Source organism: Gibbsiella greigii (assembly GCF_039540155.1).
GTDB classification, from domain to species: Bacteria; Pseudomonadota; Gammaproteobacteria; order Enterobacterales; family Enterobacteriaceae; genus Gibbsiella; species Gibbsiella quercinecans.
The window spans coordinates 146680-161867 of sequence record NZ_BAABEM010000011.1 but is presented as its reverse complement, the minus strand read 5'-3'; the positions used below and the strand labels follow the sequence as shown (position 1 = coordinate 161867).

General features: G+C 57.9%; 13 protein-coding genes and 1 rRNA gene. 3 read left to right on the top strand and 11 right to left on the bottom strand.

The features are described from left to right. Together rrf and AC559G_RS11895 are read left to right on the top strand one after the other, a co-directional pair. A 5S ribosomal RNA gene (gene rrf, locus AC559G_RS11900) occupies positions 1 to 77 on the top strand; the annotation flags it as partial. A 288-nt stretch (positions 78 to 365) separates the two neighbouring features. Further along, on the top strand, positions 366 to 1670 hold the full coding sequence (locus tag AC559G_RS11895; protein WP_279024571.1) for an MFS family transporter: 1305 nt from the start codon (positions 366 to 368) through the stop codon (positions 1668 to 1670). Between the two features lies 1 nt (position 1671). Here AC559G_RS11895 and AC559G_RS11890 read toward each other — a convergent pair whose 3' ends face one another. The 5 genes from AC559G_RS11890 to trxC all read right to left on the bottom strand — a co-directional run bounded on the left by AC559G_RS11890 (position 1672) and on the right by trxC (position 7558). Continuing rightward, a complete protein-coding gene (locus tag AC559G_RS11890; protein ID WP_498912693.1) occupies positions 1672 to 2004 on the bottom strand; it encodes a YfiM family lipoprotein in 333 nt (110 codons plus the stop codon). Between the two features lie 81 nt (positions 2005 to 2085). Then, positions 2086 to 3441: a CDP-diacylglycerol--serine O-phosphatidyltransferase gene (gene pssA / locus AC559G_RS11885; RefSeq protein ID WP_498912692.1), complete on the bottom strand. Its 1356-nt coding sequence runs from the start codon at positions 3439 to 3441 to the stop codon at positions 2086 to 2088. A gap of 151 nt (positions 3442 to 3592) precedes the next feature. Beyond that, positions 3593 to 6244, bottom strand: a complete 2652-nt coding sequence (locus tag AC559G_RS11880; protein WP_498912691.1) for a bifunctional acetate--CoA ligase family protein/GNAT family N-acetyltransferase — start codon at positions 6242 to 6244, stop codon at positions 3593 to 3595. 34 nt (positions 6245 to 6278) lie between these two features. Further along, positions 6279 to 6983 (bottom strand): tRNA-uridine aminocarboxypropyltransferase, encoded by a 705-nt coding sequence (locus tag AC559G_RS11875; protein WP_498912690.1) that lies wholly within the window; start codon positions 6981 to 6983, stop codon positions 6279 to 6281. Positions 6984 to 7138: 155 nt separating this feature from the next. Next, positions 7139 to 7558, bottom strand: a complete 420-nt coding sequence (gene trxC / locus AC559G_RS11870) for a thioredoxin TrxC (protein WP_498912689.1) — start codon at positions 7556 to 7558, stop codon at positions 7139 to 7141. Positions 7559 to 7764: 206 nt separating this feature from the next. Between trxC and AC559G_RS11865 the strand changes: the two genes are divergently transcribed. Then, the gene (locus AC559G_RS11865; protein ID WP_498912688.1) at positions 7765 to 8856 is read left to right on the top strand and encodes a tRNA/rRNA methyltransferase; all 1092 of its coding nucleotides are present in this window, start codon (positions 7765 to 7767) and stop codon (positions 8854 to 8856) included. 82 nt (positions 8857 to 8938) lie between these two features. On the opposite strand, the gene emrB is transcribed toward AC559G_RS11865, so the two are convergent. From emrB to AC559G_RS11835, 6 genes are all read right to left on the bottom strand, one after another. Continuing rightward, positions 8939 to 10474: a multidrug efflux MFS transporter permease subunit EmrB gene (gene emrB / locus AC559G_RS11860; RefSeq protein ID WP_498912687.1), complete on the bottom strand. Its 1536-nt coding sequence runs from the start codon at positions 10472 to 10474 to the stop codon at positions 8939 to 8941. Between the two features lie 17 nt (positions 10475 to 10491). After that, positions 10492 to 11685, bottom strand: a complete 1194-nt coding sequence (gene emrA / locus AC559G_RS11855) for a multidrug efflux MFS transporter periplasmic adaptor subunit EmrA (protein WP_498912686.1) — start codon at positions 11683 to 11685, stop codon at positions 10492 to 10494. A 254-nt stretch (positions 11686 to 11939) separates the two neighbouring features. Next, the gene (locus AC559G_RS11850) at positions 11940 to 13391 is read right to left on the bottom strand and encodes an efflux transporter outer membrane subunit (protein ID WP_438597142.1); all 1452 of its coding nucleotides are present in this window, start codon (positions 13389 to 13391) and stop codon (positions 11940 to 11942) included. Between the two features lie 28 nt (positions 13392 to 13419). Next, positions 13420 to 13938, bottom strand: a complete 519-nt coding sequence (gene mprA / locus AC559G_RS11845) for a transcriptional repressor MprA (RefSeq protein WP_498912685.1) — start codon at positions 13936 to 13938, stop codon at positions 13420 to 13422. Between the two features lie 166 nt (positions 13939 to 14104). Then, positions 14105 to 14452 carry an L-valine transporter subunit YgaH gene (ygaH, locus tag AC559G_RS11840; RefSeq protein WP_498912684.1) on the bottom strand — a complete coding sequence of 116 codons (348 nt, stop codon included), beginning with the start codon at positions 14450 to 14452 and terminating at the stop codon, positions 14105 to 14107. After that, entirely contained in the window at positions 14442 to 15179 is a 738-nt protein-coding gene (locus tag AC559G_RS11835) for an AzlC family ABC transporter permease (RefSeq protein ID WP_498912683.1), read from the bottom strand. Before AC559G_RS11835 ends, ygaH begins: the two co-directional genes overlap by 11 nt. Positions 15180 to 15188 lie beyond the last annotated feature (9 nt).

The following is a 15188-nucleotide window of genomic DNA, read 5'->3' as shown; positions in this document are numbered from 1 at the left end:
CCGAACTCAGAAGTGAAACGCCGTAGCGCCGATGGTAGTGTGGGGTCTCCCCATGCGAGAGTAGGACACTGCCAGGCATCAAACCCAGTGAAAAGCCCCGTACTTGCGTACGGGGCTTTTTGCGTTTTATTCCCTTTCATTTTCCCCATAGTTAGCGTTATTTTTTCTGTTTTTTTGCTTATTTATTCATCATGATGCCGATGTTGCTGTATATATTTGCATAATTAATAAATATTCTGCTTTTCTTCGTCTGCCGACGGTGCTAATTGTTAATGTTCAAAAAAATAAGAAATCGCAATTCACAACATACATAACACAAGGCAGGAAGCCGGACGGTAATGCCGATCTGGCCGGGAGAAAATATTATGGCAGAAACAACCTCGGGTATTGCGGATCGTCCTCTTGCGGATGATAAAGATAAGAAACAACGTATCTTTGCTATCGTTGGGGCATCCTCCGGGAATCTGGTCGAGTGGTTTGACTTTTACGTCTATTCCTTTTGTTCTATCTATTTTGCATCGGCGTTCTTCCCCGCGGGCAACGCCACCACACAGCTGTTGCAGACGGCAGGTATCTTCGCCGCCGGGTTCTTTATGCGGCCAATCGGCGGCTGGCTGTTTGGCTACATCGCCGATAAGCACGGCCGTAAAACCTCAATGCTGATTTCTGTCTGCATGATGTGTGCCGGTTCGCTGGCCATTGCGTGCCTGCCGGTGTATTCCAGCATTGGCTATTGGGCGCCGGTTCTGCTGTTGGTTGCTCGCCTGTTCCAGGGGCTGTCTGTCGGTGGGGAATATGGCACCAGCGCTACCTATATGAGCGAGGTTGCTGTTAAGGGCCACCGTGGATTCTACGCCTCATTCCAGTATGTCACGCTGATTGGTGGCCAACTGTTGGCGCTGCTGGTGCTGGTCGTTCTACAGCAGGTGATGTCAACGGAAGAGCTACGTGCCTGGGGCTGGCGTATTCCGTTTGGCCTGGGCGCGGCATTGGCGATTGTCGCGCTGTTCCTGCGCCGCTCGTTAAATGAAACCTCGGATGCCAAAACCCGTAATCACAAAGATGCCGGTTCGTTGAAAGGGATATGGAAAAACCGTAAGGCCTTTTTGATGGTATTGGGGTTCACCGCCGGTGGTTCGTTAAGTTTTTACACCTATACCACCTACATGCAGAAGTACCTGGTGAATACCGCGGGTATGGATGCCAAATTGGCCAGCGGCATCATGACCGGTTCGCTGTTTGTGTTTATGCTGGTGCAACCGCTGATTGGCGCATTGTCCGATCGCATTGGCCGCCGTAACTCAATGATCGCTTTTGCTTCTCTGGCGACGTTCCTGACGGTTCCTATTTTGTTAACCCTCAAGAGCGTAACCAATCCGTTCCTGGCGTTTGCCCTGACCACAGTGGCATTGCTGATCGTCAGCTTCTATACCGCCATCAGCGGGCTGCTGAAAGCAGAAATGTTCCCACCGGAAGTGCGGGCGCTGGGGGTTGGCCTGTCTTATGCGGTAGCGAATGCGGTCTTTGGCGGTTCGGCGGAGTATGTGGCGCTGTCGCTCAAATCCTTTGGCTTTGAAAACGCGTTCTTCTGGTATGTGTCCGGGATGTGTTTGCTGGCGCTGATTGTTTCACTACGCCTGCACCGCAAAGGGATGGAAATTCAACTCTAAATCAGCGTGTGATGTGGTACAGGCCGTAGCCGGTGGCTGCGCCTGCCACATCCCAGGCAAAATCTTTCCAGCTCCAGCCGGTGCCTGCGGCCCGGCTGTCATACCACTCCTTGCCAGCCCCCAGGCCGATAGAAAACAGCAAGCCAAACCCCCGGCTGTGCGCCGCACTCCAATCGCGATGGTCGCCATATGCCGTCCCCGCCGCGGCTAACGCCGCAGAAACCACAAAGTGCTGCGCTTTATCTTTCCCTGTCCAGTGATCGTTAGCCAGGTGTGTACAGCCATTGGTCAATAGCAGGCAAGGGAGCAACAGCAAGGGGGGAAGCACGCGCATGATGAAACATCCTGTTGTTTCAGTACCCCGAACGGAGGAACAGCCGGGCACGATTCGGCCCGGATGAAAAGTATAGCGCGGTTAGAGTATACGGCTAATCAAGCGATCGATGCGGATACGGCGCAGGCGGCGGATCAATTTGCGCACTTTTACCGGATACTGTTGAATACTCTGCAGATCCTGGTAATTGTCCACGATGCTGGTATGGGTGCGAATGTGCTCCAGCTCCTTCAGGCGCTGCTCGCGCATTTCCTGTTTAGGATCGTGGATCAGGATGGCATTTTCCAGATCGAGCCGCCAGGCACGCGGGTTAAGGTTGTTGCCGGTAATCAGCTGCCACTCATCATCTACCCACATTCCCTTCAGGTGGTAGCTGTTCTCCCCGTCTTTCCACAGACGAATAATCAGCTGGCCGGTGTCGGCGTAACGCTGCAAGCGGCTCAGGAAGCGGCGCAGATTGATCTCGTACAGATAAGGCAGGGCGCCGATGATTTTGAACGGCTGATCTTCGGGAATATAGAAATCATTGGCGGTTTTGTCGCCGACGATAATTTCCACCTGCTTACCCTGGCGCAGCAGATAAATGATATTGCGCACCAGCAGCGCGGGCAGATTGAAATAAGGGGTGCACAGCGTCAGTTTTTGATCGGCGCTGGCCATCAGGTGATGTACCGTCTTATTCAGGATGCTGGGCTTGCCAAGCCCAACCAGCGGCGTTACCGCCAGCTCGTCGTTACCGGCTTTGGCACGCACCTGATAGTTGGCTTGGCGCAGAGCGAAACGGAACATGCGCGTTTCATTTTTGATCTCCGGGCTTTTCGGCCGATCGGCGCGATCCAGGCGATGCACTGCGCTGGCATTTATCAGGTGCTGGCGGATGTAGCCCACCATGATATCGGCCAACTGCGCATTGGCGATCAACTGATAACGGTCATAGCGGTATTTGTCGTGCTGGTTGAGATAAACATCATTGATGCTGGCGCCGCTATAAATCACGGTGTCATCCACGATGAAGCCTTTCAGGTGCAGCACACCCAGGGCTTCGCGGGTGTTTACCGGCACGCCGTAAATCGCTACCGATTGCTCAGGGTTATTCGCCGCCATCTCGCAGTACCAGTCTGCGTTGGTATGGGCAGCGGCGGCGCCGATACGCCCGCGCTGGGCGCGGTGCCAGTCAACCAGCACGCAGATCTTCAACTCCGGGCGCCGGCGTTTAGCCTGATAAAGCGCGTTGAGGATGTCGCGGCCTGCATCGTCATTTTCCAGATAGAGGGCGACCAGATAAATACGTGTTGTGGCGTTTGCGATAGCTTCCAGCAGCGTGGTGCGGAAGTCGGCAGGGCTGTACAGGGTACGTACATCAGCAACCGTCTGGGGGAGTTTGGGCAGTTGTGCAAGGTGTTGTTGATGTTTGCTACGTTTAAATTTTGACAACATCACAGTGCGCTTCTTCTCTCATAATTAGATGGCCATAACGCCACGTACGTAAATAAAAAAATGAACAATCGGGCGATAATACCACTAGTTTTCCCGCTTGTGCGCATGTTTTAGCGTTAAGTCATGGATTCGTAGCGCATTGCGATATGGCTCACTTTGCGGCGCCCCCGGCTAACGGCAAGCTCAGGTTAACAATGTCGTCTTCAAGCTGAACATCCACCGTAAAGCCCAGTTTCCGTGCCAGCGCCACCATGCCGTGGTTGCGTGGCATGGTGACCGCCGTCAGGCGGGTCAGGCCGTGTGCGCTGGCGTAGCCGATCATTTTTTCCAGCAGTTGGCGGCCCAGCCCCAGCCCTTTGAGATCGGAACGCACCAGCACGGCGAATTCGGCGTCGGTATTATCCGGATCGGACAAGGCACGGGTGACGCCGATAATTTCCTCATCGTTGCGCACGGCCACGAAGGCCATTTCGCGATCGTAGTCGATTTGCGTCATATTGGCTAAATCGTCATGGGTAAACTCGCTGATCTCACTAAAGTAGCGGTAATAGAGATCTTCTTTGGTGACTCGATCGATAAAGTGTTTCAGCGCCGGTTCATCTTCCGGCAGGATCGGGCGGAACAGGCAGTGGGTGCCGTCTTTGAGCGTAATAGTTTCTTCCAGCTCATGCGGATACGGGCGGATTGCCAGGCGTGCCTGTGGATCGCCGCTAAACGGCGCCAACTGCATGTTGACGTCCAACAGCGTGAATTCACTGCCGGAAGCCAGCACCGGGTGGATGTCCAGCCGGGTGATCTCCGGGCAGTCGAGGATCAGGTTGGAAACCTGCACCAGCAGGCGGCTTAACCCCGGGATATCCAGCGGCCGCAGGGCGCTGCGGCCGCGGATCTTGCCGCCTTTCACCGCTTGCAGCACCAGATAGCGCGCCAGCGCCATATTCAGCGGCGGCAACGCCACCGCGACCTGGTTTTCCTGCCGCCATTCAATCCCGCCTTCGCCCAGCATAATCAACGGGCCGAAAATGGCATCCAGCTCAACGCTAATGCGCAGCTCCTGCGCGCCGGCGCGGTTAGCCATACTTTGCACCAGCAGGCCGTGGATACGGGCCTGCGGATAAGTACGTTTAACGCGATCGAGAATCGCCTCGGTAGCGCCCTGCACCTCGGTGGCTGACCGCAAGTACAGCATCACACCCTGGATTTCCGATTTGTGTGGAATATCGGGTGAGCGTAGTTTCAGCGCCACCGGGTAGCCGATTTGTTCAGCGATATGCACTGCTTCGGCGCTGTCGCCGGCGATCCAGGTGGGCAAGGTGCTCAGCCCATAGGCGCGCAGGATGTGCTGCACTTCGTGGGTATCCAGTTGCGTCGCGCCCTCTGCCAGCGCCTGATGAATCAGGCGGTGGGCATCGGCGGTATTGGCCGTCAGCCCCACCGGCAGCGCCGGTGTTTCTTTCAGCTGTTTTTGATTGCGCCGGTATTCCACCATATGCATAAATGCGGTTACTGCACCTTCCGGCGTACGGTAAGTCGGGATGGCTGCTTCATTAAACAGCCGCCGCGCTTCCTGGGATGAATATTCCCCGCACCAGTTGGTTAACAGCGTGACGCGTTTGCCACGCGGATGTTGGCCGCAAACCTCGATCACACGCTGCGCCGTTGCCGTGCCGGGCGCGGCGGCACTGGGTACGTGGATCAGCAGCAGGGCATCATAGTCATGACTGCTCAGCAGCGCCTGCACTGCGGCCTGATAGCGCTCTGGTGCCGCATTGTCGTACAGATCGAGCGGGTTGCTGATATGGCGTAATTCGGGCAGCGCTTGCGCCAGGTTTTGTTGCGTGTCTTCGCTCAGCGTGGCCAGCTTGCCGTTACGGGCAATCAGCGCATCCAGCGCCATGGCGGCGGGGGCGACGCCGTTGCTGACGATCATCAGCCGCTCGCCGCCCAGTGGGCGCATATGGCTCAGCGTTTCCACTGCGGAGAACAGCTCATGCGTATCCTGCACGCGCAGCAACCCGGCGCGTTGGATCGCGGCGTCATAGGCGGCATCCAGCCCCGGGTGGCCGTTGAGCAACTGCTGGGCCTGGCGGCTACGGCCGCTTTTAATCACCAAAATCGGTTTGTTGCGCGAAGCGCTGCGCGCGGCGGAAAGAAAGCGGCGTGCATCGCTGATATTTTCCAGATACAGCAGGATCGCGCTGGTTTTGCCGTCGCGCGCCAGGAAGTCGAGCAGATCGTCAACGTCAATATCCAGGCTGTCGCCAAGCGCAATGAAGTAGGAGAATCCGACTTCCCGCTGCTGTGCCCAGTCAAGAATGGTATTGGCGACGGCGGCGGATTGCGAAATAAAGGCCAGTTTGCCTTTTTGAATCGGCACCGGGGAAAAGCTGGCGTTGATGCCTTGCCAGGGCGCCAATAGCCCAAGGCTGTTGGGGCCCAGCAGGCGCATGGAGTATTGCTGGGCACAGGCTTTCAGCGCCGGGAACTGTTCCTGCGGCGAGGAAAGCACGATGACGGTTTTACAGCCGCGTTCCCCCAGCGCGGCCAGCAACTGCAGATTGCGTTTGGCGTTGGTGCAAATCACCGCCAGATCGGGGGTGAGCGGCAGGCTGGCGACGTCCGGGTAGGCCATCACGCCGCACACAGCCTTATAACGCGGCGTAACGGGCAGCACCGGGCCGTTGAAGCCGCCGGCCAACAGGTTACGCATCATCAGGTAGCCGGCGCGTCCTGGTTGCTGTGAGGCGCCGAGAACGGCGATCGATTTGGGGCGCAACAGCGCTTCTAATCCCCGTTGGCTCATGTGCTGCTCCTTTCGGCAATATTATTGCCTGATTTTAGGTGCTTTGCGGCAGGCTTGCTGTGACCGGTGCCTCCTGGCGTGTGGGTTTCCCTGCCAGATACTGTTGGCGGAAGTAGCGGAAGTGTTGGTCCAGGCCGTCGGCGGCGGCCTGATCCCCGGCCTGCGCCAGCAATGCGGCGGCGACCTCCGCAGTGCAATGCTGTTCCGCGCGGCTGGCCTCGCGCAGTTGATAATCTGATCCCTGGGTGACATTGAGCGAAAATACCGGCAAGGCGTCCAGGTAAGGGCTTTTGCGGAACATTTTGCGCGCTTCGGCCCAGGTGCCGTCCAGCATGATAAACAGCGGCGGCTTGCCGCCCGTGGGCAGTTGGGTAACCACTTCGCGCCCCGGCTGTGCGTAAGAGCCGGGGAACACCACATAGGGCTGGCGAGTAGGATCGCTAATCGCTGCCAGCAACGCGGGCTCCACTTCGGTACGCGCCCAGAGAAAGGCCTGGGTATCCGGCAGAATATCGGCAATCAGGCGGCCGGTATTGCTGGGTTTTAGCGGTTCGGCGCCGAACATGATCAGGCAAAAGCGGCTGCTGGCCTGCTGAGGGGTTATCGTGCTGCACAGACACTGTTTTTGCGGCAACAGGCAGCCCTGGCAACGGGCTACGCGGCAGCCGCGCGCCAGAAACGGGCGGGTGGCGCGATCCAAGCGAAACTGGCGCAGGCGAAGTACGGCGTTAGCGGTCATGATGATCCCGGTGAAAACCGCTATTGTAGCGTAAAAAAACCGGCGCGCGGGCCTTCTGCCGGGCTTGGTGATAAAAGAAAGGCCGCAACGTTATCCGTTACGGCCATATCAAAAGCCTGGCGGCGACCGGGCCGGGCAGGCTGATGCGTTATAGGTTAGACTAACTCATTGAGCCAGCTATCAAATGGCGCCTTGGGCATGGCGCCATTGAGCATATCGACCATCTTGCCGTCACGGAACACCATAATAGTAGGGATGCTGCGGATGCGGAAACGGGCGCTCAGTTCCGGTTCTGCCTCGGTGTTGACCTTAACGAAACGGACTTTGCCGGCACGTTCTTCGGCCACATCCTTAAAGATGGGAGCGAAGCTGAGGCACGGGGCGCACCACGGCGCCCAGAAATCGACGACCACCGGCAGATCGTCCGCCAGCAATTGATCCAGCGTCGCGGCGGTGGCGTTCGTTACTTCGCCGTCGAACAGATCGTGGCCGCAGCGGCCGCATTTCGCGCTGTCTGCCAGGCGTTCTTCCGGAACGCGGTTGGTCGCATTACAAGCTGAACAAACGGTATTCATATTTACCTCGTTTTCGGAAAGCGTTACACACGCCGCGTTGGCTGCGAGTATGTTCTATTAATGTTGACGATTATCGGTAAAACCGCGCAGCCGAACAAAACGGTTTGTTCAATAAGTGCAATAGTTGTTGGCTTTTGGCCCAAGCTGGTGGCTTAGTGCACGGACATCAGGTAATCTTCGCGCCCTGCGCGTTGGTGGAGAAGACAATGAACGATTCATTTAGTGGCAAGAACGGTAAGGTCAAAGTGATGTACGTCCGTAGTGACGACGAAGGCGGCGACAACCGTAACAAGAACAAGCGTCCGGCGGGCAAGGGGCGGGCGGACGACCGTGCGCGCCCAGACCGCGCCGGGCACAACAAACCGCGTGGCAGTGAGCGCCGTGGCGCCGATCCACGCCGCAATGAAGGCGAACGCCCACGCCGGCCGGCGCGCCAGGATAGCAGCCGCGATGGCTACGATTCCCCATGGAAAACCGTTTCCCGTGGGCCGGATGAAGAGCCGGCATTTGATCACGGCGGCATCAGCGGTAAAAGCTTTATCGATCCGGAACAGCTGCGCCGTCAGCGCGCGGAAGAAACCCGCGTCTACGGCGAGAATGCGTGCCAGGCGCTGTTTGCCAGCCGCCCGGAAGCGATCGTCCGCGCGTGGTTTATTCAGTCGGTAACACCGCGTTTTCGCGAGGCGCTGCGCTGGATGGCCGCAAACCGCAAAGCCTACCATGTGGTGGATGAAGAAGAGCTGGCTAAAGCATCCGGCACTGAGCACCACGGCGGCGTTTGCTTCTTGATTAAAAAACGCCAGGGCCTGGATGCACAGGCGTATCTGCAAGACGCGCCGGCGACAGACTGCGTGCTGGCGCTGGAAGACGTGGGCAACCCGCATAACCTGGGGGCGATTGTTCGTTCCTGCGCGCACTTTGGCGTTAATGGCCTGTTGCTGCAGGATCCGGCGCTGCTGGAGTCCGGTGCGGCGGTGCGCACCGCCGAAGGGGGCGCCGAGCATATCCGGGCGATCGGCGCAGACAACCTGCTGGCCGAGTTGGAAACCTTCCGCAATGCGGGCTACACCATCGTCACCACCTCCAGCCATAAAGGCGCAACGCAGCTGGCGCAGGCCAAACTGCCGGCCAAAATGGTGCTGGTGTTGGGCCATGAGGGTGATGGCCTGAGTGACCATGCCTTGCAGCAGGGGGATATTAGCGTGGCGATCGGCGGAACCGGCAAGGTGGAAAGCCTGAACGTGTCCGTGGCCGCAGGCATTCTGCTGGCGGACTGGTGGCGCCAGAACCACGCCTGATTCAGTTAACGCATATTATAAGGCGGGCCAGTGTGGATGCACTGGCCCGCCTTTTTTTACCGCAAAGCAACCGCCCTGGCGATCAGTGCGCGCCGCCACCGCCGCTGCCGGAGCCAAACGGCGGTTTGGCGAACCACACCGACACCAGCATTACCAGGAACACCCCGGCGGATAGCCAGAAAATCTCATTGGCGGAGATAATCAGCCCCTGTGCGGTGATCTCGCTGGCGATATAGGAAGACGCCTGCTGGGTGCTCATCCCCAACTGCTCTAGCTGCTGGTACATCGACTGCGACTGCGGGTTGTAAGGGGTCACAAACTCGCTCAACTGCGCATGGTGCAGCGATTCGCGCTGGGTCCACAGCGTGGTGGTGATCGACGTACCGATAGAGCCTGCCAGAGTACGGGTAAAGTTGGACAGGCTTGACGCCGCCGCCATGCGTTCCGGCGGTAGCCCTGACAGCGTAATGGTGGTCAGCGGCATAAAGAAGCAGGCGATGGCAAAGCCTTGCACAAACTGCGGCCACGCGGCGGCGCCAAAGTCCATTCCCGGCTCAAACGTATAGGCGCGCCAGTAGAAGCAAACGGCATACATAATGAAGCTGAAAGTGACCAGGCGGCGCATATCCAGCCGGTTGCCAAAGCGGCCGATGATCGGCGATAGCAGCACTGGGATCAGCCCCACCGGCGCCGAAGCCAAGCCGGCCCAAGTGGCGGTATAGCCGAAGACCTCCTGCAGCAGTTGCGGCAACAGCACGATCGCGCCGAAATACAGCATATAGGCCAGGCTGATACACAGGCAGCCGATGGTAAAGTTGCGCGATTTGAACAACGACAGATCCACCACCGGGTGATCGTCCGTGAGCTCCCAGACCACCAGGAACAGCAGCGAAACCACGGCGACCACCGTCAGGGTGATAATCTCGGTGGAGTTAAACCAGTCTAGCTCTTTCCCCTGATCGAGCATGATTTGCAGCGAGCCAATGCCCACGATCAGCAGCACCAGCCCGACGGTGTCGATCGGTTTGATCTCGGTTTTAGTCTCTCGGCCTTTCAGCGTCGACATGGCTGCGATGACCACGAACAGGCCAATCGGGATGTTGATAAAGAAGATCCAACCCCAATGGTAGTTGTCGCTGATATAGCCGCCGAGGATCGGCCCGAAAATCGGCGCCACGATCACCGTCATCGACCATAGCGCCAGCGCCATTGCCCGTTTGGCCGGCGGGTAGTTGTTCAGCAGCAGGCTTTGCGACAACGGGATCAACGGCCCGGCCACCACGCCCTGAACCACGCGGAAGAAGATCAGCATGCCCAGACTGTTGGAAATCCCGCACAGCCAGGAGGCGAGGGCGAACAGCGCCGTCGCCCACAGGAACAGACGGACTTCGCCAATACGCTTCGCCAGCCAACCGGTGATCGGAATGGAGATCGCGTTCGCGACCCCGAACGACGTGATCACCCAGGTGCCCTGCGAGTTGGAGGCCCCCAGGTTACCGGAGATGGTTGGTATCGCAACGTTGGCAATAGTGGAGTCCAGCACCTGCATGAAGGTCGCCATAGCCAGGGCGACGGTCATCCAGGCGAGCTGGGCGCCTTCAAGCGGTTTTTGTGCCAAGGAAGCCTCCCACTTGGTTAACCGGCGTTTGCATGGATGATCTCAGCAATAATCTGATTCACCGGTGCCAGATCCAACGCCAGAGCGTCGCTCTGGTAGCGTGGCGTGTCGCGCACCACGTCCGCCAGCATACGGCCGGCCTGATCGGTGGTGTCGACCTTGACCAGCGTCGACAGGCCGATACGCAGCGGGTGCTCCGCCACCTGTTTGGCATCCAGCTCAATACGCACCGGCAGGCGTTGAACCACTTTGATCCAGTTGCCGCTGGCGTTTTGCGCCGGCAGCAATGAGAAGGCGCTGCCGGTGCCCATATCGATCCCGACCACTTTGCCGTTGTACACCACATCATCGCCGTAAACATCGCTGACCACCGTGGCACTTTGGCCGATGCGCATATTGGCGATTTGGGTTTCCTTGAAGTTGGCGTCAACCCAGACGTGATCGGCCGGCACCACCGCCATCAGCGGCGAACCGGCGGCGATTTGCGCCCCCACCTGCACGCTGCGGCGTGAAACATAACCGGTAATCGGGCTGATCACCTGGGTGCGCTGCAAGGCCAGCCAGGCGTCACGCACCTGTGCGGCGGCTTGCTGCACGGCCGGCTGTTGCTCCAGCGGCGTATTCAGCACCATGGCCTGGTTGGCGTTGTATTGCTGCGTGGCCACTTCCAGCGCGGCCTTGGCGCTGGTGACCGCATCGCGGGCATGTTGCAGCTCTTCACGGCCAATGGCGTCAACGCTGCCCAGTACCACACGGCGTTTCAGATCGTTTTCCGCTTTGCTGAGATCCGCCTGGCGCAGGGCGATATTGGCCTGATACTGCTTGCCGTTGATGATCAACTGCCGGGTTTGGCGCACGGCATTGGCCAAGCCGGTGCGGGCACGCTCAAAGGCCTGTTGCGCATCGGTCGGATCGAGTGTGACCAGCACATCACCCTGTTTCACCAGATCGGTATTATCAAAGTTGATGCGGTTCACGCTGCCGGATACCTGGGCCATGATTTGCACCTGATTACCGGCCACATAGGCATCGTCCGTTTCCTGGTGATGGCGCAGCACCAGGAACCAATACACCAGATAGACCACCCCAATGACGATGAAAATAACGGTTAATAGTGATAGCCAAAATTTACGTTGTTTTTTCTTGCCTGCCGGTTTGCGTTTCTGGCCGGCTTGTTGCTGCGGGGCCTGATTCTCCGCGCTTACACTCATGGTATTCTCCACGTTTACCCTCACTGCCGTGCCGCCGCGTTATGCGCCGTATGCGCTCCCCGCTTGACGCTGGGAGTGGGCTAGCGCTTGCTGACAACACAGGCTATAGCGGGCATGTTTATTATTTATACTCGTCATACTTCAAGTTGCAGGTGTGTTGGCTTTCCTCGCTCACCCCAGTCACTTACTGGAGTAAGCTCCTGGGGACTCGCTGCGTCGCCGCCTTCCTGCAACTCGAATTATTTAGAGTATATTTATGCTTTTTTATCCGCGCTTTGCGGGGCCTGATAGCCGCCGCCAAGGGCACGGATCAATCCTATTTTCGCCTGGATCACATTGCTGCGGGCGTTCAGTTCCGCCTGTTGCTGCTGGAGCCACTGGGTTTGGCTGGTCAGCAGCTGATCGCGCCCGATAATACCGGCCTGATATTGGGCATTAGCAACATGGTAGACCTGCTGGATGGCGCCGGCGGCGGAAGACGCCTGCTCCAATTGCTGTGCACTGCTTTTTTGCACGGTAATAGCGTCTGCCGTTTGCTGTGCGGCGTTGACGATGGTTTGGTTATAGGATTCCACCGCCTGATCGTAAAGCGCGGATTCCTCGCCCAGTTTGCTGCGCAGTGCGCCAGCATGGAAAATAGGCAGCGTTATGGCCGGCACGAAATTCCAGGCCTGGCTCGCCGCTTCCAACAGGTTCGGGCTGGTGCCGCTGATGTTGGTGGTCGTCAGGCCGGCGAAGGCCGAGATCGACAAGCTGGGGTAAAATTCTTTCCGGGCTGCGCTCACCCGTTGGTTATACGATTCGACCAACTGCCGCTGTGCGGTAATATCCGGGCGCCGGCCCAGGAGATCGGTGGTCAGTTCGCCCTGTGGCGCCAAAAGCCCATCGGCCGGCAAGGCAACCGGGCGCAGGTGCTGCATGGCGTCCGGCCCCTGGCCGGCCAGCGCCGCCAGTTGGTGCTTCAGTTGTTCAATCTGGGATTGCAGTTGCAACAGCTGTTGCTTGGCGCCGTCGGCCTGAGCCTGGATCTGCCGTGGGATATCCACCCCGGTGATGCCGGCTTTATATTGCTGTTGGCGCAGATCGGCCAGGCGCTGGTTGTTTTCGACTTCCTGCCGCAGTACGTTTTCCAGCGCGTAGCTGCTTTGCAGCTGATAGTAAGCCGAGGCGACCGAGGTCGTCAGGGTCAGCGCGGCCTGTTCCTGCTCTGCCCTGGCGGCATTCACCTGGGCCTGCGCCGCATTGACCTGATTGCGGTATTTGCCCCACCAATCCAGCTCATAGGCCAGATTCAACCCCAGTGAGTTGGAACTGGTGTAGACCGGGCTGGTTGGGTAGCCGATGACCTCGTAGACGTTTTGCGGCGTACGCTGGCGCGTAATGCTGCCGTTAAGATCCAGGTTCGGCCCATTGGCGGCGTTGGCTTCACCCACTACGCTCTGCGCTTCACGCACGCGGGCGGCGGCTTGCCTCAGTGAGGGCGAACTTTGCAGCGTGCGGGCCATCAGGTCGTCAAGCTGGGGATCGTTCAGTGAACGCCACCACTGTGGGCTGAGCGCCAACGAACTGACCTTTGGCTGAGCCAACTGCAGGTTTTGCGCATCCATCAGCGTAGACTGCGGCGCAATATTATCGGTTGATGCACACCCGGCGAGCAGCAAAACCGCGCACAACGGGGTCAATCTCCAGTTAAACAGGGGGTTCATACGTGTGTACCTGAACAGAAAGAGCTAATTAGAGTAACTGTTCTGTCACTTCCATTTGATCCAGACGTGCTAATAGCTTGCGTGTTAACGCTTCCAACTGCCTTTGTTCGTCGGCGCTGAGCGTGGACCACAGGAGGTGCAGACATTTGTGCTGAGGTGGCAGTAACTGTGCCAGGAATGCTTCGCCCTGCGGGGTCAGGTGCAGGTGCAGGCAGCGGCGATCGTTATCACTTTCCTGGCGTTCGATCCAGCCGCGTTTTTCCAGCTCATCGGCGATGCGGGTGGCATTGGTGCGTGAAGAGCCCAGGGCCGAACTTAACTCGGAAGGCTGGATGCTGTGGCTTTCCTGTGCATCAAGGGTGATCAGCGCCATAAACAGCGTTTCATTAATGCCTTGCGCTTTGAGCATTTTATTGCGGTTTTCCAGCAATTTGCTTTGCATATGCATGCACAGACGGGTGAGCAGGATCTCTTGGTAGGGGAAATCCTTCTCGCGCTTCGCCCGATAATTCAGCATCTGCTCTATGGGAGTGAACGAACTTTCCATAATCTATCGCCTCATTAATTTCGTCTGGCATAATAACCATGGTGATTAATAATGTAAATGTTCAGCACGGTGAATAATTTAACAATTTGTGTCATTTTCAGTGGTAACAAATGCGTGTTTTAGCTGAAAAATGTGATTAAGACCGCAAGCTGTACGCAGTAGCGTATCAGCCTTGGCTGAAACATATAAGTAGTTTTAATGTAATCCCAAAGGTTAATGCGCCAGTTAATGTCGAAAGAATGATGCTTTTGCTGTGATAAAAGCACAGCGCCAGCGCGCCGAACCCCGCCAGCGTGGGCCAGAGTTTGTCGGGTTCGCGCATGATCATCGGCGTGCTGGAAACCACCAACAGCGCGCAGATAGAAGCGATACCGATGCTGTCGAGCAGCAGGGCGGTTTTACCGCGTTTGAGCGCCGCCGGATTGCGCCTGGCGCCCAGGCGCAGTGGCAGGTAGCGGAACAGGTAGTTGGCGCAACCGACGATCAGCCCAATGATCAGGACGTTAGTGTTCATCGGCGGCTTCCTCGGTTGCGGGGCGGCGCAGCGCCGCCACACCGCCGGCGGCGAGGCTGGTCAAAATGGCGGCCGGAATGGAAAATAGCACCACGCCGAGCAGCGCGCCGGCCAACGCGGCGGCGATCGTCAGGCTTTGTGGGCGTTTAAAGGCCGCTAGCAAAAAACTCAGGAACAGCGCCGGTAGCATGAAGGAAAGCGCCGCTTCCAGCACCGGGAACTGCTCCAGTGGGCCATTGCCGAAGAGCGCTCCAACGGCGGTGCCGGCCACCCAGGCCAGCCAGGAGCACAGGGCAATACCCAGCATCCAGTTTTCACTCCAACTGCGGTTATTGCGCATCAGTTTAGTGGTGGCGGCGGCAAACACTTCATCCGTTAGGCCAAACGCCCACAGTGCGGTTTTCCCGCCCGACATGCGTGTGACAATACGGTGGCGCAGCGCCGGGCCGTACAGCAAGTGGCGCACATCCATCGCCATCACCGTTAAGGCCGATACCCACAGCGACATTCCGGCGCTTAGCAGAGCGGTAATCACGAACTGGCTGGCGCCCGCATAGATAATGCAGGAGAAGAAAATACTTTCGAGTGGGGTGAAGCCCAGTTTCACCGTGCTTAGGCCAAAGGCAAACGCCACAGGCACATAGCCGATCACGATCGGTAAACTGTCAACGACGCCGTTCGTGAAGGTGGCGGCGGGGGTGAGGTTGTCTGCTGCTTGGTTTGGCATTTTTATTCG